At 71.6% G+C, this 22,819-nt stretch carries 22 protein-coding genes; 6 read left to right on the forward strand and 16 right to left on the reverse strand.

Annotated elements, in window-relative coordinates; genetic code table 11:
- Positions 1 to 10: 10 nt before the first annotated feature.
- The 8 genes from ISU07_RS03700 to ISU07_RS03735 form a co-directional block, all read right to left on the reverse strand.
- A complete protein-coding gene (locus ISU07_RS03700; protein ID WP_194705358.1) occupies positions 11 to 1,414 on the reverse strand; it encodes a rhamnulokinase in 1,404 nt (467 codons plus the stop codon).
- Positions 1,411 to 3,468, reverse strand: a complete 2,058-nt coding sequence (locus ISU07_RS03705) for a bifunctional aldolase/short-chain dehydrogenase (RefSeq protein WP_228521095.1) — start codon at positions 3,466 to 3,468, stop codon at positions 1,411 to 1,413. Before ISU07_RS03705 ends, ISU07_RS03700 begins: the two co-directional genes overlap by 4 nt.
- Entirely contained in the window at positions 3,459 to 4,622 is a 1,164-nt protein-coding gene (gene rhaI, locus ISU07_RS03710) for an L-rhamnose isomerase (RefSeq protein ID WP_194705359.1), read from the reverse strand. Before rhaI ends, ISU07_RS03705 begins: the two co-directional genes overlap by 10 nt.
- On the reverse strand, positions 4,619 to 4,975 hold the full coding sequence (locus tag ISU07_RS03715) for an L-rhamnose mutarotase (RefSeq protein ID WP_194705360.1): 357 nt from the start codon (positions 4,973 to 4,975) through the stop codon (positions 4,619 to 4,621). Before ISU07_RS03715 ends, rhaI begins: the two co-directional genes overlap by 4 nt.
- Positions 4,976 to 5,176: 201 nt before the next feature.
- On the reverse strand, positions 5,177 to 6,220 hold the full coding sequence (rhaS, locus tag ISU07_RS03720) for a rhamnose ABC transporter substrate-binding protein (RefSeq protein ID WP_194705361.1): 1,044 nt from the start codon (positions 6,218 to 6,220) through the stop codon (positions 5,177 to 5,179).
- Positions 6,217 to 7,296, reverse strand: coding sequence for an ABC transporter permease (locus tag ISU07_RS03725; protein WP_194705362.1), 1,080 nt, complete (start codon positions 7,294 to 7,296; stop codon positions 6,217 to 6,219). Before ISU07_RS03725 ends, rhaS begins: the two co-directional genes overlap by 4 nt.
- On the reverse strand, positions 7,296 to 8,342 hold the full coding sequence (locus ISU07_RS03730; protein ID WP_194705363.1) for an ABC transporter permease: 1,047 nt from the start codon (positions 8,340 to 8,342) through the stop codon (positions 7,296 to 7,298). Before ISU07_RS03730 ends, ISU07_RS03725 begins: the two co-directional genes overlap by 1 nt.
- The gene (locus ISU07_RS03735) at positions 8,339 to 9,862 is read right to left on the reverse strand and encodes a sugar ABC transporter ATP-binding protein (RefSeq protein WP_194705364.1); all 1,524 of its coding nucleotides are present in this window, start codon (positions 9,860 to 9,862) and stop codon (positions 8,339 to 8,341) included. The genes ISU07_RS03730 and ISU07_RS03735 overlap by 4 nt, the downstream gene beginning before the upstream one ends.
- Positions 9,863 to 9,989: 127 nt before the next feature.
- Between ISU07_RS03735 and ISU07_RS03740 the strand changes: the two genes are divergently transcribed.
- The gene (locus ISU07_RS03740; protein WP_323742414.1) at positions 9,990 to 11,030 is read left to right on the forward strand and encodes a LacI family DNA-binding transcriptional regulator; all 1,041 of its coding nucleotides are present in this window, start codon (positions 9,990 to 9,992) and stop codon (positions 11,028 to 11,030) included.
- Between the two features lie 9 nt (positions 11,031 to 11,039).
- On the opposite strand, the gene ISU07_RS03745 is transcribed toward ISU07_RS03740, so the two are convergent.
- Genes ISU07_RS03745 through ISU07_RS03755 form a run of 3 tightly spaced genes read right to left on the reverse strand, consistent with a single transcriptional unit; the run spans position 11,040 to position 14,252 of the window.
- Complete coding sequence (locus ISU07_RS03745) at positions 11,040 to 12,461, reverse strand: M1 family metallopeptidase (RefSeq protein WP_194705365.1); 1,422 nt, start codon at positions 12,459 to 12,461, stop codon at positions 11,040 to 11,042.
- Between the two features lie 56 nt (positions 12,462 to 12,517).
- On the reverse strand, positions 12,518 to 13,732 hold the full coding sequence (locus ISU07_RS03750; RefSeq protein ID WP_194705366.1) for a threonine synthase: 1,215 nt from the start codon (positions 13,730 to 13,732) through the stop codon (positions 12,518 to 12,520).
- A gap of 7 nt (positions 13,733 to 13,739) precedes the next feature.
- Positions 13,740 to 14,252 carry a MarR family winged helix-turn-helix transcriptional regulator gene (locus ISU07_RS03755; RefSeq protein ID WP_194705367.1) on the reverse strand — a complete coding sequence of 171 codons (513 nt, stop codon included), beginning with the start codon at positions 14,250 to 14,252 and terminating at the stop codon, positions 13,740 to 13,742.
- 61 nt (positions 14,253 to 14,313) lie between these two features.
- Here ISU07_RS03755 and ISU07_RS03760 point away from each other — a divergent pair, with 61 nt between their 5' ends.
- Both ISU07_RS03760 and ISU07_RS03765 read left to right on the forward strand, forming a co-directional pair.
- The gene (locus ISU07_RS03760; RefSeq protein WP_194705368.1) at positions 14,314 to 15,162 is read left to right on the forward strand and encodes a hypothetical protein; all 849 of its coding nucleotides are present in this window, start codon (positions 14,314 to 14,316) and stop codon (positions 15,160 to 15,162) included.
- The gene (locus ISU07_RS03765; protein WP_194705369.1) at positions 15,159 to 16,049 is read left to right on the forward strand and encodes an alpha/beta hydrolase; all 891 of its coding nucleotides are present in this window, start codon (positions 15,159 to 15,161) and stop codon (positions 16,047 to 16,049) included. Before ISU07_RS03760 ends, ISU07_RS03765 begins: the two co-directional genes overlap by 4 nt.
- Positions 16,050 to 16,065: 16 nt before the next feature.
- On the opposite strand, the gene ISU07_RS03770 is transcribed toward ISU07_RS03765, so the two are convergent.
- Positions 16,066 to 16,443 carry a VOC family protein gene (locus tag ISU07_RS03770; RefSeq protein WP_194705370.1) on the reverse strand — a complete coding sequence of 126 codons (378 nt, stop codon included), beginning with the start codon at positions 16,441 to 16,443 and terminating at the stop codon, positions 16,066 to 16,068.
- Between the two features lie 134 nt (positions 16,444 to 16,577).
- Between ISU07_RS03770 and ISU07_RS03775 the strand changes: the two genes are divergently transcribed.
- Complete coding sequence (locus ISU07_RS03775; protein WP_194705371.1) at positions 16,578 to 17,393, forward strand: alpha/beta fold hydrolase; 816 nt, start codon at positions 16,578 to 16,580, stop codon at positions 17,391 to 17,393.
- Here ISU07_RS03775 and ISU07_RS03780 read toward each other — a convergent pair.
- Complete coding sequence (locus ISU07_RS03780) at positions 17,390 to 17,989, reverse strand: GNAT family N-acetyltransferase (protein ID WP_194705372.1); 600 nt, start codon at positions 17,987 to 17,989, stop codon at positions 17,390 to 17,392. The genes ISU07_RS03775 and ISU07_RS03780 overlap by 4 nt on opposite strands.
- A gap of 121 nt (positions 17,990 to 18,110) precedes the next feature.
- Between ISU07_RS03780 and ISU07_RS03785 the strand changes: the two genes are divergently transcribed.
- A complete protein-coding gene (locus ISU07_RS03785; protein WP_194705373.1) occupies positions 18,111 to 19,277 on the forward strand; it encodes a class I SAM-dependent methyltransferase in 1,167 nt (388 codons plus the stop codon).
- Here the strand turns inward: ISU07_RS03785 and ISU07_RS03790 are convergent.
- Positions 19,260 to 19,841, reverse strand: coding sequence for an ABATE domain-containing protein (locus ISU07_RS03790; RefSeq protein ID WP_194705374.1), 582 nt, complete (start codon positions 19,839 to 19,841; stop codon positions 19,260 to 19,262). The genes ISU07_RS03785 and ISU07_RS03790 overlap by 18 nt on opposite strands.
- Before the next feature lie 114 nt (positions 19,842 to 19,955).
- Between ISU07_RS03790 and ISU07_RS03795 the strand changes: the two genes are divergently transcribed.
- Complete coding sequence (locus ISU07_RS03795; RefSeq protein WP_194705375.1) at positions 19,956 to 20,807, forward strand: alpha/beta hydrolase family protein; 852 nt, start codon at positions 19,956 to 19,958, stop codon at positions 20,805 to 20,807.
- 98 nt (positions 20,808 to 20,905) lie between these two features.
- On the opposite strand, the gene ISU07_RS03800 is transcribed toward ISU07_RS03795, so the two are convergent.
- Positions 20,906 to 22,021 (reverse strand): hypothetical protein, encoded by a 1,116-nt coding sequence (locus ISU07_RS03800; protein ID WP_194705376.1) that lies wholly within the window; start codon positions 22,019 to 22,021, stop codon positions 20,906 to 20,908.
- 24 nt (positions 22,022 to 22,045) lie between these two features.
- Positions 22,046 to 22,813, reverse strand: a complete 768-nt coding sequence (locus tag ISU07_RS03805; RefSeq protein ID WP_194705377.1) for a nucleotidyltransferase domain-containing protein — start codon at positions 22,811 to 22,813, stop codon at positions 22,046 to 22,048.
- Positions 22,814 to 22,819 lie beyond the last annotated feature (6 nt).

Below are 22,819 nucleotides of genomic sequence, written 5' to 3' on the forward strand. Positions count from 1 at the left end.
GGCTCGATCCTCATGCGTGAGGGGCGAAGCGCGCCAGGTCGTGGGTGCGCGCGACCAGGGCACGCAGGTCGGCCAGGGTCGGGCCGACGACCCCCGCGGCCCGTGCCTGCACCAGCACGTTGCCGATGGCGGTCGCCTCGACGGGTCCGGCCAGCACCGGGAGGCCCGAGCGGTCCGCGATCGCCTGGCAGAGGAAGGAGTTCTGCGCGCCGCCGCCGACGACGTGCACGACGCCGATCGAGCGGCCGGCCAAGGACGCCGCCCGCTCGATGGCGGTGGCGACCGCGGCCGCGATGCTCAGCACGATGCATCGGATCGCCGCCACACGGCCCCGGGGTGGGGCGACCCCGTGCTCGTGGCACCACTGTCCGATGCGGGCCTGCATGTCGCCAGGAGGCAGGAACATCTCGTCCTGCACGTCGACGACCGGCACCGGTACGTCGTACGCCTCGGCCGCGCGGAGCATGCCGGCCAGGTCGGTCTCGCCCCACGTGCGCAGGGTCTCGCTGAGCAGCCAGGTGCCCATCACGTTGGTCAGGAACCGGACCGTGCCGTCGACGCCCCCCTCGTTGGTGAAGTTCGTCCGGCGCGCGTCCTCGGTGAGCACGGGCTGGTCGAGCTCGAGGCCGGCGAGGGCCCAGGTGCCGAGGGAGACGTACGCCGCGTCGTCGCTCGACAACGGGGTGCCGACGATCGCGGACGCGGTGTCGTGTGACCCGACCGCGACGACGGGGATGCGTCCGCCGACGCGGTCGGAGACCGTGGGGATGAGGTGGCCGATCTCGTGCCCGGGGTCGACCAGGTCGGCGAACAGCGTGACGTCCAGGCCGAGGCGGACCATCAGCTCGGTGTCCCAGTCCCGGGTGGTGACGTCGAGCAGGCCGGTGGTCGAGGCGTTGGTGCGCTCGGTGACCGCGTTCGCGCTGAGCGCGGCCGCGACCAGGTCCGGGACCAGCAGCACCTGGTCGGCCTCGTCGAGGCCGTCGTCCGCGGCGAGCTGGTAGAGCGTGTTGAAGGAGAGGTGCTGGAGGCCGTTGCGGCGGTAGAGCTCCTCGTCCCCGATGAGCTCGGCCACTCGGGCCGGGCCGACCTGGTTGCGGCGCTCGTCGCGGTAGCAGAAGGGCTGCGCGAGCAGGCGTCCCGCGCGCAAGCGACCGTAGTCCACCGCCCAGCTGTCGATGCCGACCGAGGTGAGCGGACCGGCGGCGTACGCCGTGGCGAGCCCGGCGACGGCGTGCTCGACGAGTGCGTCGACGTCCCAGTGCAGGCCGTCGTCGGCGGGCACCGGGCCGTTCGGGAAGCGAGCGGCCGCCTCGAGCCGCAGGGTGTCGGGTCCGACCTCGCCGACCATCACCCGGCCGCTGGACGCGCCCAGGTCGACGGCGGCGAAGCGCCCCGACCTGTGACCTGTCATCTCAGGAACGCCGCGGCCACGCCGGAGTCGACGGGGATGTGCAGCCCGGTGGTGCGGCTGAGCTCGGGGGAGCAGAGCACGAACACCGCCTGGGCGCAGTGCTCCGGCAGCACCTCCTGCTTGAGCAGCGTGCGCTGGGCGTAGAACTTGCCCAGCTCGGCCTCGTCCACGCCGTACACCGCCGCGCGTTGCGCGCCCCAGCCGCCGGCGAAGATGCCGGAGCCCTGGACGACGCCGTCGGGGTTGACGCCGTTGACCTTGATGCCGTGCTCGCCGAGCTCGGCGGCCAGCAGCCGGACCTGGTGGGCCTGGTCGGCCTTCACCGCGGAGTACGCGATGTTGTTGGGGCCGGCGAAGACGGAGTTCTTCGAGGAGATGTAGACGATGTCGCCCCCGAGCTCCTGCTCGATGAGCACCTTGGCCGCCGCGCGCGAGACCAGGAACGAGCCCTTGGCCATCACGTCGTGCTGGAGGTCCCAGTCGGCGACCGTCGTCTCGAGGAGGGTCTTGGACAGCGACAGCCCGGCGTTGTTGACGACCAGGTCCACGCCGCCGAAGGCCAGCACGGTCGCGTCGACCATGGCCTGCACCGCGGCCTCGTCGGCCACGTCCACCTGGACCCCGACGGCCACGTCGGCGGTGCCGATCTCGGCCGCCGCGGCCTGCGCCTTCTCCAGGGACAGGTCGGCGATCACGACACAGGCGCCCTCGGCGGCCAGCTTCGTGGCGATGGCCCTGCCGATGCCGGAGGCGGCGCCGGTGACCAGCGCGACGCGGGTGGCCAGCGGCTTGGGCTTCGGCATCCGCTGGAGCTTGGCCTCCTCGAGGGCCCAGTACTCGATGCGGAACTTCTCCGCCTCGTCGATGGGGGCGTACGTCGAGAGGCCCTCGGCGCCGCGCATCACGTTGATGGCGTTGACGTAGAACTCGCCGGCGACACGCGCCGTCTGCTTGTCCTTGCCGAACGAGAACATCCCCACGCCGGGCACGAGAACGATCAGCGGGTCGGCGCCGCGGATGGCCGGCGAGTCCTCGACCGCGTTGCGGTCGTAGTAGCCCTGGTAGTCGTCGCGGTACGAGCCGTGCAGCTCCTTGAGCCGCGCGACCGTCTCCTCGACCGACGCCGACGCGGGCAGGTCCAGCAGCATCGGCTTGACCTTGGTGCGCAGGAAGTGGTCGGGGCACGAGGTGCCCAGGGCGGCGAGGCGCGGGTGCTCGGCGGAAGCCAGGAACTCCAGGACCTCGGGAGAGTCGGTGAAGTGGCCGACCATGGGCTTGTCGGTCGAGGCCAGCCCGCGGATGGTGGGGGCGATGGCCGCGGCCTTGGCGCGACGCTCGGCGTCCGGGAGGGCGGCGTACCCGTCCAGTGCGGGACCGAAGGGCTCGGCCTTGCTGTGCTCGGCGATGTACGCCGCGGCGGTGTCGATGATCCAGAGGCTGTTCTTCTCGGACTCCTCGGACGAGTCGCCCCACGCGGTGATGCCGTGGCCGCCGAGGATGCAGCCGACCGCCTGCGGGTTGGCCTCCTTGATGGCCGCGATGTCCAGGCCGAGCTGGAAGCCCGGTCGGCGCCACGGCACCCAGACGACCTGGTCGCCGAAGATCTCCTTGGTCAGCGCCTCGCCGTCGGCGGCGGTCGCGATGGCGATGCCCGAGTCGGGGTGCAGGTGGTCGACGTGCGCGGCGTCGACCAGACCGTGCATCGCCGTGTCGATCGACGGCGCGGCCCCGCCCTTGCCGTGCAGGCAGTAGTCGAACGCCGCCACCATCTCGTCCTCGCGCTCGACGCCGGGGTAGACGTTCGTGAGCGCGCGCATCCGGTCCAGCCGCAGCACCGCCAGGCCGGACTCGGTCAGCGTGCCGAGGTCGCCCCCGGAGCCCTTCACCCAGAGCAGGTCGACGTCCTCGCCGGTCACCGGGTCGGTCTCGGTGCCCTTGGCGGAGGTGTTGCCGCCGGCGTAGTTGGTGTTCTTGGGGTCGCGGCCCAGGCGGTTGGACCGCGCGACGAGCGCGGCCACCGTCTCGTTCGTCGGTGACATGGGGGTCAGTTCCATCCTGCTTGGGTGCCGCCCACACGGTCGGCCTCGATCTGCTCCTGGTAGCCCGAGGCGAGGTAGGCCGCCATCGGGTCGGCCGGCAGCCCGCGCTCCTCGCGGAAGCCGGCGAGGTCGCGTCGTACGTCGGTGTAGAACGCGTCCATGTAGATCTGGTTGGCGGCCAGCACGTCACCAGCCTGCTGCGCCTGCGCCAGGGCGTCCACGTCGAGCAGCAGCGCGCGCGCCACCATCTCCTGGACGTTGAGCACCGAGCGGAGCTGGCCCGGGATCTTCTTCTCGATGTTGTGGCACTGGTCGAGCATCAGGGCCGCTGGCGTCGGTCCGTCGTACGCGCCGCCCCGGATGACCTCGACCATGATCCGGAACAGCTGGAACGGGTCGGCCGCGCCGACGATCAGGTCGTCGTCGGCGTAGAAGCGGGAGTTGAAGTCGAAGGAGCCGAGCTTCCCGAGCCGGACGAGCTGGGCGACGATGAACTCGATGTTGGTGCCTGGGGCATGGTGCCCGGTGTCGAGGCAGACGACGGCGCGGTCGCCGAGGGCGGCGCAGTGAACGTACGACGTGCCCCAGTCCGGAACGTCCGTGTGGTAGAACGCCGGCTCGAAGAACTTGTACTCGAGCACCAGCCGCTGGTCGTCAGACAGCTGCGCGTAGATCTCGGCGAGGCCCTCGGCCAGCCAGTCCTGGCGGGTGCGGATGTCGGCCTGGCCCGGGTAGTTGGTGCCGTCGGCCAGCCAGATCTTGAGGTCGCGGGAGCCGGTGGCGTTCATGACCTCGATGCAGTCGAGGTTGTGCTGGACGGCCTTGCGCCGGACGGCCGGGTCGGCGTTGGTCAGCGAGCCGAGCTTGTAGTCGTCGTCCTGGAAGGTGTTGGAGTTGACGGTGCCGAGGCGGACGCCGTGGTCCCCGGCGTACGTCGCCAGCGCGGCGTAGTCGTCGACCAGGTCCCACGGGATGTGCAGGGCGACCGACGGAGCGAGCCCGGTGAAGCGGTGCACGGCGGCGGCGTCGGCGATCTTCTCCTTGACGGTGCGCGGGGTGCCGGGGGAGCCGAAGACCTTGAAGCGGGTGCCGGAGTTGCCGTAGGCCCACGAGGGCACCTCGATCGCCAGCTTCTCGAGCCGGCCGGTGATGTCGGCGAAGGTGGTCATCGGTCTGTGTCCTTGGTGTCGAGAGCGGCGAGCTGGTCCTCCAGGTGGAAGACCTCGTCGAGCAGGAGGAATCCTTGGTCCGGTGGGACGTCCAGGGCCGCGAAGAACGACCCCATCTCGGCCTGCCAGCGGTGGTTCACGTCGGTGGCGTCCATCGCCGCCTGTGCGGCGGTGAGGTCGTCGGACTCGACGTAGCCGATGAGCAGCCCGTCGGGTCGCAGGAACAGGGAGTAGTTGCGCCAGCCGGTGTCGGCCAGCGCCCGGAGCATGTCGGGCCAGACGGCGGCGTGCCGCTCGCGGTACTCCGCGATCCGCTCCGGCTTCACCTGGAGCTGGAAGCAGTAGCGGGGCATGTCAGCTCCTCCCTCGTTTCCCGGTGGTCGAGCCCGCCGAGCCGCTAGGCGAGGCGGTGTCGAGACCCGGTGACCTGGACTTGCTCGTCATCTCGGCGAGATCTCGAGACGGGGTCCGCAGTCCCTCTCTTCGTTCGGGTCTGCGGACCCCTCCTCGATCTGATCGCCCGGTCAGGCCCTCGCAAGCTCGGGCCTGGGTGATCAGAAGTCGAAGTCGGCGATGTTGTCCTTGTTGAAGCGGTACGGCTCACCGAGCAGCACGGTGGCGTCGGCGCCGACCTCGAAGTCGCCGAGCTCGCCGGCGGTGAACTTGTCGCCCTCGGCGCCGGTGATGTCGCCGTCGACGAGCGCCTTGGCGGCGTACGCCGCGAGGTAGCCCAGGTCGCCCGGGTTCCACAGCGCGAACTCGGTGACGGTGCCGTCCTCGACGTAGTCACGCATCTGGTTGGGGGTGCCCAGGCCGGTCAGCGCGACCTTGCCCTTGGCGTCCGAGGTGGAGAGGTAGCGGGCGGCCGCGGCGATGCCGACGGTGGTCGGCGAGATGATGCCCTTGAGGTTCGGGTGGTCCGAGAGCAGCGCCGCGGTCTTGTCGAACGACGTCTGGTCGTCGTCGTCGCCGTAGACCGTGTCCACCAGCTTGATGTCCGGGTGGTTGTCGGCCAGCTCCTGCTCCATGATCTTGATCCAGGCGTTCTGGTTGGTGGCGTTCGCGGCGGCCGACAGGATCGCGACCTCGCCGGAGTCACCGATCTGCTCGGCGATCATGTCCACCTCGACCTTGGCGATGCCCTCGGCGGTCGCCTGGTTGATGAACAGGTCGCGGCAGGTCGGGTCGACGTCGGAGTCGAAGGTGACGACCTTGGTCCCGGCGTCGCGAGCCGCGTTGAGCGAGTCGCAGAGCGCCTGCGGGTCGTTGCCCGACACGACGAGGGCGTTCACGCCCTGCTGGGCGGCGGTGTCGATGAACGACACCTGGGTGTCGGGGCCGATGGTGTCGGGACCGACCTCGGCGTAGGTGCCGCCGAACTCGTCGACGGCCTTCTTGCCGCCGGCGTCGCTGGTGTCGAAGTACGGGTTGCCGAGAGCCTTGGGCAGGAAGGTGACCGTCGTGGCGTCCCCGCCTCCGCCTCCGCCGCCGCTGTCACCAGCGGTGGAGGAGTCGTCGGACCCGCAGCCCGCGAGGCCGAGGCTGGCAACCAGCGCCAGCACCGCGCCGGCGGCGTATCGCTTGGACCTGATCTTCATTGAGGTGCCTTTCGTGATTTCTGGCCTGATACCTGGTTGGTGCTGGCCGTCCTGCGCGGGAGAAGCTCCCGGAACCGCGACAGGAAGCTGGAGGAGATCACCGAGGCCACGAGCAGGAGGCCGATGATGATCTGGATGACTTCCGAGCCCTGGTTGCTGAGCAGGAGCGCGGAGTTGAGGACGGCGATGAGGAGAACGCCGGCGATGACGCCGTGCAGCGCACCCCGGCCGCCGAAGATGGAGACGCCGCCGAGGAGCACCGAGGCGATCACCTTGAGCTCGAAGCCGATGCCGGTGTCGGTCGCCGCGGAGTCCGCACGCAGCATCACGTACAGGCCGGCGAGGGACGCGATCAGGCCGCTCATCACGAACAGCAGGAACTTCGTCCTGGCCACGTTGACGCCCGAGAAGTGAGCCGCTTCGGGACTGAGCCCGATCTCGTAGACGCCGCGGCCGAAGCTGGTGAAGTGCAGCAGGACGAAGAAGACGACGGCCAGGATCGCCACGGGGATGACGATCTGCGGGACGTTCGTGCCCCCGATCCGCTCGGTCGGCCAGTCCTGCCACTTGGGGTCGAACCCGGCGATTCGGTCGGTCTGGATGAGCCCCTCGGCCAGGCCGCGGTAGAGGGCCAGCGTGCCGATCGTGACCGCGAGCGACGGGAGGCCGACGTACGCGACGAGGAAGCCGTTCACCGCGCCGAGCACGATGCCCAGGACGAGGGTGAGGACCATCGCGGTCGTCAGGTCGACGCCGTGCTCCTTGACCAGCACGCCGCAGAACGCCGCGGAGACGCCGAGGGTGCTGGCCACCGACAGGTCGATCTCGCCGGTGATGATGATCAGCGTCATCGGCAGCGCCATCAGCAGGATGGGCGAGTACTCCTTGAGGATGTTGTAGGTCGTCAGCGGCCCGTCGAAGAAGTCCACGGAGACCAGCGAGTAGACGTAGACGACCACCAAGGCTGCGATGACGGCCGCCTCGCGGTTCAGCAACAGGCGCTGGACGACGTTGCGCGAGTACGACGGGTAGCCGCGTCGGGTGGTGGCCGGCTCAAGTGCGTCTGTCGTGGCCATCAGCCCTCCTCCTCAGTCACATCTCGGGCTTCGATCAGCTGGTGGGCCCGGCGCAGACTGAGCACCCGGTCGAGGACGATCGCCCCGATGATCAGGCCACCGACCACGGCGCCCTGCCAGAAGTCGCTGATGCCGAGGATCGGCAGCGCCCGGTTGATGGTCACCAGCAGGAAGGCGCCGATGGCCGCGCCCCACACCGTGCCGCTGCCGCCGAAGATCGCGACGCCGCCGATCACGACGGCGGCGACCGCCTGGAGCTCGAGGTCACGGCCGGTGCCGGCGAAGGCCGTGGCGTAGCGCGCCACCGAGAACACACCCGCCAGGCCGGCCAGCGCCCCGCTGAGCACGAAGGCGCCGAAGACCCGCCGCCCGACGTTCAGGCCGTAGAGGTGGGCGGCGTCGGGGTCGGAGCCGATCGCGTAGAGCTCTCGACCGCCGCGAGCGGTGTGGAGGTAGTAGCCGACCACGGCGAGCACGGCCAGGCCGATCAGCGTGAGGACCGGGACCGTCAGCAGCTGCTGGGTGCCGAGCTTCTCGAAGTTCGCCGGGATGTCGCCGGCCACGATCCGCTTGCTGCCCGCCTGATGGGTGAGGTACCCCCGGAAGGCGTACATCGTGCCGAGGGTGACGACGAGGGCGGGCACCCGGAAGAAGGCGACGAGGAAGCCGTTCATCGCACCGAGCACCGCACCGATCAGTAGGCCTGCCGCGAAGACCAGGACCACCGGGGTGTCCGGGTTGGCGATGAAGATCTTGCCGGTGGCGTACGCCGTGATGCCGAGCACCGACCCGACCGACAGGTCCACGTTGCGGGTGACGATGACGACCATCTGGCCGACCGCGAGCAGCAGCAGGATGGACGGGGTCAGCAGGGTGTCGCGCCAGCCGTCGTGGCTGAAGACGAACGTGTGCCTCTTCAGGGTCGCGGCGATCACGATGAGGACGAGCACGATCGCGATGGACAGCTCGCGCGAGCGGAGGAACGTCGTGAGCGCGCGCTGGCCCGCCGACTGCCGGCTCGGCTCGACGAGGAGGTCGGTGCTCATGACGCCTTCTCGCTCGAGCGGGTGGCGGCGGCCATGACGTTCTCGGGGGTGGCGTCGTCGCGGGCGATGTCCGCGGTGATCTGACCCTCGCGGACGACGAGGACACGGTCGGCCATGCCGAGCACCTCGGGCAGCTCGCTGGAGATCATCAGGATCGCCAGGCCCTGGCCGGCCAGCTCGGAGAGCAGGCGGTGCACCTCGGCCTTGGTGCCGACGTCGATGCCGCGGGTGGGCTCGTCGATGATCAGCAGCTTCGGGTTCGTGGCCAGCCACTTGGCGATGACGACCTTCTGCTGGTTGCCGCCGCTCATGGTCGCGGCCTTCATGTCGAGGGCGTTGGTCTTGACCTCGAGGCGGTCGGCCCACGGCCGCGCGGCGGCGTACTCGGACCCGGCTGTGATCAGGCCGCTCTTGCTGATCCGGCTGCGGATGACCGAGGCGATGTTCTTGCCGACCGAGCCCTGGATCACCAGGCCCTGCTGGCGGCGGTCCTCGGGGACGAAGGCCATGCCGGCCCGGATCGCGCCCCTCGGGTCGTGCGCCGGGACCGGCTTGCCGGCCAGCGTGACCGTGCCGGCGTCGTACGCGTCGACGCCGAACACCGCGCGGGCGATCTCGCTGCGACCGGCGCCGACCAGGCCGGCGAGCCCCACGATCTCGCCGGCCCGGACCTGGAAGGAGACGCCGTGGAACTCGCCGGCCGTCTCCAGGTTCTGGACGTCGAGGACGACCTCCCCGATCTCGGCGACCGTCTTGGGGAACAGGTCGCCGACCTCGCGGCCGACCATCTTGGCCACGATCTGCGACTCGGTGGTCTCCGCGACGCGGTCGGTGGAGATGTAGGAGCCGTCGCGCATCACGGTGACCGTGTCGCAGAGCTCGAAGACCTCGTCGAAGCGGTGCGAGATGAAGACCAGGGCGCGACCCTCGTCGCGCAGGCTGCGGGCGACCGCGAAGAGGCGAGCGACCTCGTTGCCGGAGAGCGCGGCGGTCGGCTCGTCCATGATCAGCAGCCGGGCGTCCAGGGAGATGGCCTTCGCGATCTCGATGATCTGCTGGTCGGCGATGGACAGGCCCAGGGCCGGGCGACGCGGGTCGATGTGCACGCCGAGCCGCTGGAAGAGCGCGGTGGCCTCGGCGTGCATGGCGCCCTTGTCGATGCGGCGCCCAGACAGTCGGCCCGAGCCGAGCGGCATCCGGCCCATGAAGATGTTCTCGGTGACCGAGAGGTCGGGGAAGAGCGTCGGCTCCTGGTAGATGACCGCGACGCCGGCGTCCTTGGACTCGGCGGTCGAGGCGAAGTCGACCGGCTGGCCGCCCAGCCGGAACTCGCCGCCGTCGCGGCGGTAGACGCCGGCCACGACCTTCACCAGCGTGGACTTGCCGGCGCCGTTCTCACCGACGAGCGCGTGGATGCTGCCGGCGCCGACGGCCAGGCTGCCGGACCGGAGCGCCACCACCGGACCGAACGACTTCGAGACGTCGCGGAGCTCGAGCACCGGGGTGGTGGCTGCGCTCATCGGGACCTCGATCGGAGTCGTTGCTCGTGCGTTTGCGGGATTGAAAGGTTTCAATTCGATGGAGCAGACCGTAGGTGACGGCGTTCACATTCGTCAAGGTTCTGCACTAGATTGCTCGCGACCAGGCGTGCTGAAGCGTTCCAGCACCAGCATCGAGAACGGGGATCGGATGGCGGGCGTCAAGGACGTCGCGGCGTACGCCGGCGTCTCGTTGGGGACCGTCTCCAACGTCCTCAACCGTCCCGAGCGGGTCAGCCCGGCCACGCGCCGCAAGGTCGAGCAGGCGATGGCCGAGCTGGGCTTCGTGCGCAACGAGGCGGCCCGGCACCTGCGCTCGGGACGCAGCCGGACGCTGGCCTACGTGATGCTCGACGCGGCCAACCCCTTCTTCACCGACGTCGCGGCCGGCATCGAGGAGACCGCGGAGAGCGGTCACTTCTCGCTGTACATGTGCAACAGCGGCCAGCGCGCCGACCGCGAGGCCGGGTACCTCGCCCACCTGGTGGAGCAGCGTGTGCAGGGCATCCTGGTCACGCCGATCGACCCCGAGGCGCCCCACCTCGCCTCGGTCGCCCGCCGGGGCACGCCGGTCGTGATCGTCGACCGCACCACCCGCGACGAGTCGCTCTGCTCGGTCGCCGTCGACGACGTGCTGGGCGGCTCCCTCGCCGTGGAGCACCTGCTCGACCGCGGCCACCAGCGCATCGCGTTCGTCGGCGGGCCCGAGTCCATCGGCCAGGTGCGCGACCGGCTGGTGGGCGCGCGCCAGGGGCTGGCCGCCGCCGGAGCGCCCGACATCACGGTCATCGAGACCCTCGCGACGACCGTGCGCGAGGGTCGGCAGGCCGGCGAGCGGCTGCTCGGCCTCGCCCGGGCGAAGCGACCCACCGCGGCCTTCTGCGCCAACGACCTGCTGGCGCTCGGCCTGCTCCAGCAGGTCGTCGCCTCCGGCCTCCGGGTGCCCGACGACCTGGCGATCGTCGGGTACGACGACATCTACTTCGCCGGCGCCGCTGCCGTCCCGCTCACCTCCGTCCGCCAGCCCCGCCACGAGCTCGGCCGCCGTGCGGCCGAGCTGGTCCTCGACGAGGCCGACAACGCCGACCACGTCCACCAGCAGGTCGTGCTCCTGCCGGAGCTGGTCGCGAGGACGTCGACGTTGGGCTAGCTGCCGCGCTCAGAGGCCGTTGGCGGGCGTCTGGTCGGGACGTTCGCCGGTCTGCAGCCAGACGTCGAAGAAGGCGCCGAGGTCCTGGCCGCTGAGGGACCCGGCCAGCGCGACGAAGTCGTCGGTGGTGGCGTTCCCGTACTGGTGCTCGGCGACCCAGGTGCGGAGCAGCTGCCAGAAGACGTCGTCGCCGACGCGGTTGCGGAGCGCCTGGAGGGTCATCGCCCCGCGCTCGTAGACGGGGTTCTCGAAGATGTCGTCCGGGCCGGGGTTGCCGATGGTGAGGTCCCAGAAGTCGTCGGTCGCGGAGTACGTGCCGTAGCTGGACTCGAGGTGCTTCTGCGCGGTCCAGCCACCGTGGTCCTCGTCGTACATCCAGCTCATGAACGACGCGAAGCCCTCGTTGAGCCAGACGTCCTGCCAGCGCTCGAGGGACACCGAGTCGCCGAACCACTGGTGGGCGAGCTCGTGGACCAGGAGCGGGTAGGAGCCGACCGGAACGTAGAACCCGTACACCGGGCGCGTCTGGGTCTCCAGCGAGAAGCCCACGTCGAGCGACGTGACCACGCCGCCGGTCTGCGCGAACGGGTACTCGCCCAGCCGCGACGACAGCCAGGACACGAAGTCCGCGGTCCGTGCGAGCATCCGCTGCGAGCCGCGCTGCTCCTTCGCCGTGCCCTGCCGGGACACCGCGTTCACCCACGGGACACCCTCGGCGGTGACGCCACGGGTCACCGTGAACCTCCCGGCGGCGAAGAACGCCAGGTACGTCGTCATCGGCTCGTCGGCCCGCCAGCGGAACGTCGTGCGGTCGCCGTTCGAGGTCTTCGAGACCCGCTTGCCGTTGCTGATGACGGTGTTGCCGCGGGGGACGGTGATGCTGATGTCGAAGCGGGCCTTGTCGGAGGGGTGGTCGTTGCTGGGGTACCACCACGGGGCCATGTGCGGCTCGTCCACGGTGACGGCCTCGTGCTGGTCGGCCTTCCAGTTGCTCGCGCCCAGGTACGTCGCGTCGGCCGGCGTGCCGGCGTACGTCACCGTGACCCGGAACCTCGTGCCCTCGGTGATCGGCTTCGCGGGGGTGATGACGAGCTCGTGCGCGCGGGTCTGGGAGTACGTCGCGGCGCCGGTGCTCAGCCGGACCTTCGAGACCGGTAGCAGGAAGTCGAGGGAGAGCTCGGTGAGCCGCTGGGTGGCGGTGATCGTCAGCGTCGACGACCCGCTCAGCCGGCCGCTGGCGAAGTCGTAGGCGTCCCGGATCCGGTACCTGGCCACGTCGATGCCGATGCCGCCGTCGCGGGGGAAGTACGGGTCGCCGATGCCGATCACGGACGGCTTCGCGGCAGCGAGCCGGTCGGCGTCGCCCGTGGTGCACGCGGTCAGCACGGTCGCCGCCACGAGAGCCGCTAGGGCTCCCGGGGTCCGCGTCATGACGCGACGCTAGGTCGGACGCGGGTCGGCGACCAGCACGATGAGGCAACGATCGCTCACAGGTGGAGCACGCCGTCCTTGGCGATGGTGGGTGCGTCGACGGTGACCGTGTCCGGGTAGATCACGCCGGCCCCGGTGTTGAGCAGCACCACCTCGTCGCCGGCATCCAGGAAGCCGGACTCGACGAGCCGCCGGGCCGCGGTCACCGTGGCGGCGCCCTCGGGACAGAGGAACATCCCCTCGAGGCGCGCGGTCAGCGCGAGGTCGGCGAGCAGGTCGGCGTCGTCGACGGCCACCGCCGTACCTGCCGTGTCCCGAACCGCCCGCAGGATCAGGAAGTCGCCCAGCGCCTTCGGCACGTTGATCCCGAACGCGACCGTGGCGGAGTCCTCGACCTCGACCGACTCCTCGTCCCCCGCCTCGAACGCCGTGACGATCGGCGCGCAGCCGGTGGCCTGAACCGACACCAGCTTCGGCAGGTCGCCCTCGAGCCAGCCGAGCTCGCGTGCCTCGAGCAGCGCCTTGTGGATGCCGATGAGCCCGACGCCGCCGCCGGTCGGGTAGAGGATCGCGTCCGGCATCCGCCACCCGAGCTGCTCGGCGATCTCGAGGCCCATCGTCTTCTTGCCCTCGATGCGGTACGGCTCCTTGAGCGTCGCCACCTCGAACCAGTCGTCGTCGCTCGCCCGCACCGCGGCGCCGATCAGCGCCCCGGCGTCGGAGATGAGGCCGTCGACGAGGCGCAGGTCGCCGCCGGTGACGGCCACCTCGGCCCGGGTGATGCTCGGCGCGTCGACCGGCATCGCGATGGTGGCGCGCAGGCCGGCGCGCGCGGCGTACGTCGACCACGCGGCGCCCGCGTTGCCGTTGGTGGGCATGGCCAGCCTCGTGGCGCCGAGCTCCTTGGCGCGCGAGACACCGACGGCCGCGCCGCGCGCCTTGAACGACCCGGTCGGCAACAGTCCGTCGTCCTTGACCAGCAGCCGCGGCAGGCCGAGCTCGGCCCCGAGCCGTGGCGCCGGCAGCAGCGGCGTCATCCCCTCGCCGAGGGTCACGACGTGCTCGGGCCCGGAGACGGGCAGCAGCTCGTGGTAGCGCCACAGGTCGGGGGCGCGGCCCGCGATCCTCCTCGGGTCCGTCGTGACGCGCGCCAGGTCGTACCTCGCCAGCAGCGGCGACCCGTCGGCCGGGCACAGCCCCTGCCGCACGGTCGCGTCGTACGTCGCCCCGCACCGCGGGCACTCCAGGTGGTCGAGGGCGCTGAAGGTCACGCGTCCATCAAACCGAGCGGTCCTCGATCGCCAGCACCAGGGTGCGCAGCAGGTCGGCCAGCCGCTGCTGGCTCTGCCGGGTCAGGTGGTCGAGCAGCCAGGCCTCGTCCGCGCCCTCGTGCTGGCCGTGCTTGTCGAACGCGCGCTTGCCGGCGGCGGTCAGCCGGACGTGGACCTTGCGCCGGTCGTGCGGGTCGACGGTGCGGGTGATCAGGCCGTCCTCCTCCAACGGCGTCAGCCGGACCGACAGCGCGCCGCGGCTCAGGCCGAGCTCCTCGGCGAGCCGTGAGGGCTGGGCCTCGTAGGGGGCTCCGAGCCGGCGCAGCGCGAGCAGCACCTTGAACGACGCCCGGGTGAGTTCGTCGTCGCCGAAGGCGTCCTCGCGGGACTTGGCCAGGTGCTTCGTGACGTACATCAGCCGGGCCACGATCTCCTCGTGCAGGGAGTCCAGCCAGGGCAGCTCCGCGGCCCAGCGGGCGACGTGGTCGTCGACGGAGTCCGGGCCGGGTGCCGAGCGCATCGGTTGCCTCCCAAATAGTTTTCTGGTGAAAAGTTTTGATCAAAACTATTCTGCCGGTTCCATGACGATTTCGTACACCGACGTACCGACGCTCTGCGACGCCGCGACCACCCTCGCGCTCGGCCTGCACTTCGACCTGGCCCTCCACCTCCTCGACGCCGCGATACCCGAGCCGGGCGACGCCTCGGGCCGGCTGCGGCTGGCGCTGGCCGCCGCCGACGTGGCCGACCGCGCCGAGATGGCCGCGGGGGCGGCGTCCGCCGACCCGCGGTTCGCCGAGCTGGACAAGCTCGTGGCCGAGCACACCAGCGATCCCGATCTGACCTGGGACGCCGACTGGTTGCACCTGCGGCGGGCGTACTCCCGGGCCGTCAGGAACCCGGACGGCTCCTTCCGCGTCGGCCCCGACGGGCGCTCCGAGGAGGACGTCGCCGCGCTGCTCAATCACGCCACGCGCGTGCACGACACCGCACCGGACGACGTACGCCGCGGGTGGGCGTCCGTCTGCCGCGGCTGGATCACCGACAACGTGCTGGCCGAACGGGAAGCCGCTCCGGCCTGGTTCGCGGCGGGGCTGGCGCCGGGCCGCGACGGCGACGACGTGCTGCTCTTCGAGGCGCAGCGACACCTCGGCGACCACGCGCACGACGACGGGGACCTCGAGGACGCCCGGGTCCGGTGGCGCGAGTCGGCGGCCGCCGGCGCTCGGGCAGGCCACGTGGGCGGCACGCTCTCGCAGACCCTGCTGCTCGCCGTCCTGCTGCGCGACGAGGGCGACGAGGGCGGAGCCCGGGCCGTCGCCGACGTCGTGGACCGGTGGGCGAGCGCGGCGGGGGCGAGGGGAGTCGCCGCCCAGGCGGAAGGTTTCCTCGCGGGCGTCGACCCGACCAGGGCTCCGGAGGACGAGTGAGCGACGCCGACGTCTGGGTCGAGACCACCGCGATCACGAGGGCGTACGCCGCGGGCGACTTCGTCGACGCGCTGCGCATCACCGACGCCGTCCTCGGCCGGCACCCCGAGCGGTTCGCGGCCCTCTCGCAGATCCGGGCCGAGGTGCTCGTCCGGCTCGGCCGCCACGGTGAGGCCCGCCTGGTGGCGGAGGCCGTCCTGGACGCGGGCCGGTTCTGGACCGCACGCCAGGTCGGGTCGCTGGAGGACGAAGGGCTCGACCTGGGCGCCGTCGGTCGCCGCCTGCGGGCGCGCGCCGAGGAGGCCGTGTCCGCGGCGCGCACCGCCCGCCCCGGGGCCGAGGTCCGCGAGGCGGCCGACCCGTGGGTGACGGTGGTGGCGCTGCACATGTACGGCGTCCGGGCCGCCGACACCCTCGCGACCTGGCTGCCGGTCGTCGACCGAGGCATCCGCGTCGTCGCCGTTGAGTCGACGCTGGTCGACGGCGACGGCTTCCCGTGCTGGGACGTCCGCGACCTCGCGCTGCGCGACGTCCGTGCGGGTGTGGCGGCCGCGCCGGGCGACGTACCGCTCGTCCTCGCCGGCGCGTCTCAGGGCGCCGGGCTCGCGGCGTCCGCCGTGCTGAACGGCGAGGTCGGCGCGGACGGCTGGGTCGCGGTCGCCGGCGCGCCTCAACCCGGGGTCGCGACGTTCGACCGGCTGGTCCCCGGCGCGCTGGTCGCAGGGGAGGACGACCCGCTCCCCGCCGCCAACCAGCGGGTGTTCCGCGACGCGGTGCGTGCCGCCGGCGGGCGGTGCACGTTCGAGGAGGTGCCCGGCCTGGGTCACGCGTACCCGGCGGACTGGCGCGAGCGTGCGCCCGCCCTCCTGCGCGCGCTCGTCGCCTGAGCCGTGCCGGGACCCGCTACATCATGTCGTCGAGGCAGAGGATGTTGTCCTCGCTGTCCTTGAACCAGGCCGCGTGGCCCATGTCGCCCATGCTCGCCACGTCGCCGTCCCAGGTGGTGCCGGGCAGGTCGTAGTGCTCGAAGGTGACGCCCCGCGACTGGAGGTCCTTCACCTCCGCTGCCACGTCGCCGACGTGGAACTGGGCGATGGTGTGGCCCGCCTGGCCGGCGTACTCGGTCTGGTACAGGAAGAAGATGGTTCCTCCCGTGCTGTAGATCAGACCGCCGGGGTTCTCGTCGGCGGGCGTGAGGCCGAGCTTGTCGGCGTAGAAGCGGCGCGCACGCTCGAGATCGGCGGCCGGGATGTTCGCGGTGACCTTGCTGTCGCTCAACATGGTGGACTCCCGTCGGGTTCGGGGAGTGCCCGAGCCCGCTCCACCTCGCAACCTAGACCCGCACGGCGCGCTGTCAACCTCCTGCCGGCCGGCGAGGGCGGCACGGACGTCTCCTGCGAGTAGCGTCGGGGGGCATGCCACTCGTCGAGGTCAACGGGGCGCAGGTCTGGATCGAGGACTCCGGCGTACCCGCCGGCCGTCCGGATGCCGAGGTGGTCGTCTTCGGGCACGGGGTGCTCTTCAGCGGCCGGTCGTTCGCCGCTCAGGCCGAGCGGCTGCGAGCGCACTACCGGTGCGTGCGGATCGACTGGCGCGGCCAGGGTCGCTCGCCGGCGTCGAGGTCCGGGTACGACATGGACTCGCTGTACCTCGACGCGGTCGCGGTCATCGAGCAGCTCGGGCTCGGGCGGGTGCACTGGGTCGGGCTGTCGATGGGCGGGTTCGTCGGGATGCGGCTGGCCGCCCGTCGCCCTGACCTGGTGCGGTCGCTGGTGCTGCTGGACACGAGCGCGGGACCCGAGCCGCCGGAGAACGTCCCGCGCTACCGGATGCTCACCCGGGTCTACGGGCTGCTCGGCTTCCGTCCGGTGCGCAAGCCCGTCGAGCGAATCATGTTCGGCCCGACGTACCTGGCCGATCCCCGCTCGCGTGCGGAGAACGACGCGTGGGTGGCCGAGGTGACCGCGTGCGACAAGAGCGGCATCACCAAGGCCATCAACGGCGTGGTCGACCGGCTGCCGGTGGACGGGGAGATCGGCCGGATCAGCGCCCCGACGCTGGTCGCCGTGGGTGCCGACGACGTGGCCACGCCGCTGCCGAGGTCCGAGGCCATCGCCGCAGCCGTCCCGGGCGCGCGGCTCGAGGTCATCCCGGACGCCGGTCACTGCAGCTCGATCGAGCAGCCGGAGCGGGTGGCCGACCTCCTCGAGAAGTGGCTGGGTGCCGTCTAGCCCCTCGTCGGTGCCTTCCGGTGGTCCGGCTCGACCGTCCGCCGCATCACGGTGTTCTTCTGGCCCTTGGACCGGACGAACTCGAAGCCGAGCCGCTCGTACAGCGGCCGCGTGCCGTTGTAGAGGAACGACGAGGAGACCTTCTTGGTCGGCCTCTCGTGGGGGTACCCCTCGACCACGCCGCCACCGGCCTGCGCGATCAGGTCGAGCGCGCCGCGGATGGCCACCTCGGTGACGCCCTGGCGGCGGTGGTCGCGGTCCACGAAGACGCACGTGATCCGGTAGTCGGGAAGCGCGTCGGCCTCCTCGAGGTACTGCTTGCGGTGGTGGATGTTGGGCAGCTCGTCCGGCGACCCGTACTGCGCCCACGCGACCGCCTGGTCACCGTCGAAGACCACCGCCGCGTGGGCCCTGCCCTCCTCGACCAGCCGGCACTTCAGCGCGCGGTTGCTGTCGTAGGTGCGATCCGGGTCCTTCTCGAGCGTGTGGAACCACGTGTCCCAGCAGCCGCCGAAGACCCCGTTGTGCTTGGCGACCAGCGCGGCGTACGCGTCCCACGTCTCGGGGCTCAGCGGCCGGATCGCGTAGTCCCCCATGGACCCATTCCTACACGGTCAGCCACTCCGCGGCCCGGGCTCTGAGAAGTCGTCCGGAAATCTGGAGGGGAGGACTGCGGCGCCACTACCCTCGTGCTCACTCGGGGCTGGAATTCCTGCGATGACGAGGAGCAGCGTGGTCGTCACCGTCTCCCCCCACCACCGCGTCGCCGACGAGGTGCGCCGCCGGCACCGGGCGATCCCGGGCGCGACGCCGTTCACGCTCCGCCTCCCCGACGGGGTGGAGACGCTCATCGGCGAGGGCGAGCCCGACGTGACTCTCGTGTGCACCTCGCGGGCCGGCCTGGACGCGCTGAGCTCCTTCGACCTCGCGACCGCCGGCGAGGCGTACCTGGCCGGCGACATCGACGTCGAGGGCGACCTGGCGTCGCTGCTCGGGATGCGCGCGATGTTCACCGACCGGCACCCCGTGCGGTACGCCGCCCGCTTCGTCCGCCCGGTCCTGCGCGGGCAGGTCAGGAGCGACCACGAGTACATCGCCCACCACTACGAGGAGGACCCGGCCTTCTTCCTCGCCTTCCTCGACCGGCGGCACCGGGCCTACTCGCAGGGCGTCTTCGAGCGCCCCGACGAGTCGCTCGAGGACGCGATCAGCCGCAAGCTCGAGTACGCCGTGTCCGTCACGGGCCTGAAGGAGGGTGACCGCGTCCTCGACGTGGGCGGGGGATGGGGTGCCTTCGTCGAGTACGCCGGGGCGCGCGGCATCCGGGTCACCTCGCTGACCATCTCGGAGGCCTCGCGCGCGTTCGTCCAGGGCATCATCGATGCCCAGGACCTGCCCTGCGAGGTGCGGCGCGAGCACCTGTTCGCCCACCGTCCGGAGGCGCCGTACGACGCGATCGTCAACCTCGGGGTCACCGAGCACCTGCCGGACTACCCGCGCACGATCGCGACGTACGAGCAGCTGCTGAAGCCCGGTGGACGGGTCTACCTCGACGCCAGCGCCGCGCGGCGCAAGAACTGGGTGTCCACGTTCGTGGAGAAGCAGCTCTTCCCGGGCAACGGGTCGCCCCTCGCGCTGGCGAGCTACGTGAAGGCGGTCGCCCGGTCGCCCATGGAGCTCGAGCTCGTCATCAACGACCGGGTCGACTACGGGCTCACGGCGCGGCACTGGGCCGAGAACCTCGACGCGGCGCGGGACTTCATCGAGGACCGGTTCGGGTCGCGCCAGTACCGCCTGTTCCGGCTCTACCTCTGGGGCTGCGTCGACGGGTTCCGCCGCGACTACATCCAGGCCTACCGCTGGGTGCTACGCAAGCCCGGGTGAGCGCCGCCGCCGGTAGGCGCGGGCGGCTCGGCGGTCGTTGCAGTAGGAGCAGCAGTACTTGCGCGTCGCGGCGCGCGTCCGGTCGACGTACACGCACCGGCACGGGTCGCTGCCGCACACCCCGAGGCGGCGGACGCCGTGCTCGGCCACGAAGCCGGCCAGTGCGCTGGGCAGCCGCGCCTCGAGGGCCGCGGCTCCGCTGAGCCCGGCACCCACGACGAGCGACGTCGCGCCGTCCGGCCCGCGGACCAGCAGCGGGACGGCCCGGGCCTTCTGCAGCAGCGGGTTGAGCACCGCGGCCGCCTCCTCGTCGTCCGTCGCCTCGAACACCTGGCGCAGCGCGTCCCGCAACCGGCGCAGGCGCGGCAGGTCGCGAGCGGTGAGTGGGTCCGCGAGGTGCGGGTGGCCGGCCCCGGCGAGCGCGTGGGTGAGCCAGCGCAGGTCGTGCAGGCGGTCGGCCGGGTCCTCGAGCAGGTCGTGGCTGTTGACCAGCAGCAGGGCCAGCTCGACGTCGGTCGCCGGCGCAGCCGGGTCCGCCAGCCAGTCCGCGGGGAAGCCGGTCACGATCCACTCCTCCCAGGTCACGAATCGGCGTCAGTTGCTTGACGGCTTATGCTACCGATTCTAGGTTCGTCAGTTGTAAGTGGCTTTTTACTACTGACGCCCGGAGGTGTCCGCATGCGACGACGAGTGGGGTTGATGGTGGTCGGGATGGTGACGGCGGCAGGCCTGGTCGCAGGCGGGACCGCGACGGCGGGCACGCAGACGGCGAAGCGCCCCGCCCAGCAGCACGTGGTCGTCGAGGACATCACCATCCCGGTGCCAGGCCAGGACCCGGTGCAGGCGTGGTACGTGCACCCGGCGGGGGAGGCGAAGAAGCACTCCGCGCCGGCCGTCCTCTGGCTGCACTGGCTGGGTGAGATCAACAACGACCGCAGCGAGTACCTCTCCGAGGCGGTCGGTCTCGCCGGCAAGGGCGTCTACTCGGTGCTCCCGAACGGCTACTTCCCCTGGGTCCCGAACCCGGACGGCACCACCGGCGACGTGACGCTCGTGGAGAACCAGGTGGCCGCCTTCCGCAGCGCGCTCGACCGGCTCGCCTCCGAGCGCGCCGTCGACCCGACGCGGATCGCCCTGGTCGGGCACGACTACGGCGCGATGTACGGCGCCCTCCTCGCGGACTCCGACGACCGCATCTCGGCGATGGTGCTGCAGGCCCCGGACGCGCTGATGGGCAACTGGTTCGCGCAGTTCTGGCTCCAGCTCGAGGGCGACGCGCGGACGCAGTACCTCGTCCTGTTCGACGGCCTCGACCCCGTCGACCACACCGCCCGCCTGGGCGACCGCGTGCTGTTCCAGTGGGCCGGCCGGGACGACTTCATCGGTCAGGACGTGCGCGACGCGTACGCCGCCTCCAGCCCGGACGCCCAGGTGGACTTCTACGAACGCAACGACCACGAGTTCCGCGACGACGCCCGCGCGGACCGACTGGCCTTCCTCGCCGACCAGCTGGGACTGCCCTCGAGCTGACCGAGGCCGCGAGCCGGTTCAGTCCCGGCTCGCCCAAGAAGGTCCGGAGGGAGAGTGGGCCGGAGCGGGCCGGGTGGACGGATCACCCGGCCCGCTCCTCACGCGTCGGGGGGTGGGGTGGACGTGGTGAGCGAGCGCTGGCGGACCGCGTCCTCGATCCGGTTGGCGGTGTCCCGCGCCGACGACCTGGAGCTGCCGTCGGCGCCGGGGTACGCCGGCACGGACGCGACCGCGACCGCGACCAGGTCCGTGTAGGCGTCCTGCCGGAGTCGGGTCGCCAGCCGCTCCGCGGTGTTCTTGGCCCGCGCCAGCACGCCGGTCAGGGCCACGCCGCTGACGCCCAGGAAGCCGACCAGCGACGGGATCCAGCCACCGCCGAACTGGTCGCGGACCACGAAGAACAGCGCGATCAGCGTGACCGCCGCGAAGCCCATCAGGAACTGCGGGCGGTACAGGCGCAAGGCACGACGGAAGCCGTGCGGGCTGCTGAGCCGGGCGTACGGCTTGACCAGCGTGGTCGGGTCCTGGCGGAGCAGCAGCAGCTGGTACCAGCGGCGTACCTGCTCGTAGAGGTCGTCACGCAGCGTGGGGGCAGAGGACCAGACGGGGTCGTCGGCGACCTTGCCCCAGGCCTCGATGCTGCCCGAGATCGCGGACGCGCTGAGCGGGTGCATCTGGCCGGACTCGAGCCGGCCGAGCATGCGGGTGAGCTCGCGCCGCCGGTCCTGGCCGAAGAGGAACCGCAGCGACACCCCGGTGTCCTCCTTGCGGAAGCGCCACTCGGACTCCGGCCCGAGGCCCCAGTAGCACTCGGCCAGGCCGCGCGCGAGGAGGTAGGCGTTGGCCGCTGTCTCGCTGCGCGTGGTCAGCGAGTCCTGGATGCGGGCGTCGAGGTCGAAGACGTACGTCGACATCTCCGGCCACGGCCGCCCGTCCGCGAGCGACTCGTCGGCGTCGTCGACGGGGATCTGCAGCTCGCCCGCGAGCGACACGAGGGTGCGGACGGCCGAGAGGCGCGCGGCGTCGTCGCGCCGCTGGGAGCGCAGCGGCAGGGTGTGCTCCGGGTGGACCGGCAGCGAGGCGGTGGTGGGTCGCGGACCGTCGGGCCAGCACCGCCCGCGCAGCTCGGCGACGGCCCAGCCCAGCCGGATCGCCGTCCGGACGTCCGGGGTGCCGGCCTCAGGTGCCTCGGGGTCCGCCCCCGCTTCGCTCACGAGCGCATTGTGCTCTCCCGGGGATCAGCCCCGCAGCAGTTCGTCCTGCCAGGCGAAGCACTCGGCCGACAGCTCGCGCAGCCGCTCCACGCCCGGCAGCAGCGCGTCGACCCGGGCGGCGTCCGCCGGGTCGATGTCGGTGTGCAGGTAGCGCAGCCCGAAGTTGTGCCGGGCCGGGCAGTCGCGGACTCGCACCAGGTACACCGCCGGCTGCAGCGCGAAGCGCAGGTACAGCGAGACGGCCTCCGGCAGCTGGCCGCGGGCGATGGCCCGGTTGACCAGCCACTCGCCGAACGGCCGCTGGGTGCGCACCTGCTCGACGGTCTCGCGGATCGCCCGCTGGCGCTCGTCCTCGTCGTCGTGACGCTCGACGACCAGCCCGTCGGGGTCGAAGCGGACGATGGGCGACCCGTGGCGTCGTACGTCCTTGTGCCGGTGCTCGTCGGTGGTGTCCCAGACCACGATGTCGACGAGGCGGGCCGGCGGCACGAAGGCGCCGGGCGTCGGGTCGAGGGTGAAGAAGCACTGGCGAGCGTCGGGGTACGTCGAGGTCGGCAGCTGCCAGACGTCCGACGGGTCGAACCGCTCCCGCACCGCGGCGAGCAGGCGCTCGTACACCGCGCCGTGGGTGCCCGGGGTGCACAGCACCTCGACGTCGAGGTCCGACCACTCGTCGTACCCGCCGGTCGCCGCGGAGCCACCGACCCACGCGGCGCGGAGGTCGGTGTCGGCGGCGTGCTGCTCGTCGAGAAAGGCCAGGAAGTCGGCGTACCGGGAGAGGTCGGTGGTCACGCGGGC

Origin of the sequence: Nocardioides islandensis, from assembly GCF_015352455.1 — a bacterium.
Lineage (GTDB): Bacteria > Actinomycetota > Actinomycetes > Propionibacteriales > Nocardioidaceae > Nocardioides > Nocardioides islandensis.

What these genes read in the sequence shown, in the direction of transcription:
- ISU07_RS03700 (WP_194705358.1), bottom strand. Translation starts at nt 1,414, where the DNA reads ATGACAGGTCACAGGTCGGGGCGCTTCGCCGCCGTCGACCTGGGCGCG.
- ISU07_RS03705 (WP_228521095.1), bottom strand. Translation starts at nt 3,468, where the DNA reads ATGGAACTGACCCCCATGTCACCGACGAACGAGACGGTGGCCGCGCTC.
- rhaI (WP_194705359.1), bottom strand. Translation starts at nt 4,622, where the DNA reads ATGACCACCTTCGCCGACATCACCGGCCGGCTCGAGAAGCTGGCGATC.
- ISU07_RS03715 (WP_194705360.1), bottom strand. Translation starts at nt 4,975, where the DNA reads ATGCCCCGCTACTGCTTCCAGCTCCAGGTGAAGCCGGAGCGGATCGCG.
- rhaS (WP_194705361.1), bottom strand. Translation starts at nt 6,220, where the DNA reads ATGAAGATCAGGTCCAAGCGATACGCCGCCGGCGCGGTGCTGGCGCTG.
- ISU07_RS03725 (WP_194705362.1), bottom strand. Translation starts at nt 7,296, where the DNA reads ATGGCCACGACAGACGCACTTGAGCCGGCCACCACCCGACGCGGCTAC.
- ISU07_RS03730 (WP_194705363.1), bottom strand. Translation starts at nt 8,342, where the DNA reads ATGAGCACCGACCTCCTCGTCGAGCCGAGCCGGCAGTCGGCGGGCCAG.
- ISU07_RS03735 (WP_194705364.1), bottom strand. Translation starts at nt 9,862, where the DNA reads ATGAGCGCAGCCACCACCCCGGTGCTCGAGCTCCGCGACGTCTCGAAG.
- ISU07_RS03745 (WP_194705365.1), bottom strand. Translation starts at nt 12,461, where the DNA reads ATGACGCGGACCCCGGGAGCCCTAGCGGCTCTCGTGGCGGCGACCGTG.
- ISU07_RS03755 (WP_194705367.1), bottom strand. Translation starts at nt 14,252, where the DNA reads ATGCGCTCGGCACCCGGCCCGGACTCCGTCGACGACCACGTCGCCCGC.
- ISU07_RS03760 (WP_194705368.1), top strand. Translation starts at nt 14,314, where the DNA reads ATGACGATTTCGTACACCGACGTACCGACGCTCTGCGACGCCGCGACC.
- ISU07_RS03770 (WP_194705370.1), bottom strand. Translation starts at nt 16,443, where the DNA reads ATGTTGAGCGACAGCAAGGTCACCGCGAACATCCCGGCCGCCGATCTC.
- ISU07_RS03775 (WP_194705371.1), top strand. Translation starts at nt 16,578, where the DNA reads ATGCCACTCGTCGAGGTCAACGGGGCGCAGGTCTGGATCGAGGACTCC.
- ISU07_RS03780 (WP_194705372.1), bottom strand. Translation starts at nt 17,989, where the DNA reads ATGGGGGACTACGCGATCCGGCCGCTGAGCCCCGAGACGTGGGACGCG.
- ISU07_RS03785 (WP_194705373.1), top strand. Translation starts at nt 18,111, where the DNA reads ATGACGAGGAGCAGCGTGGTCGTCACCGTCTCCCCCCACCACCGCGTC.
- ISU07_RS03795 (WP_194705375.1), top strand. Translation starts at nt 19,956, where the DNA reads ATGCGACGACGAGTGGGGTTGATGGTGGTCGGGATGGTGACGGCGGCA.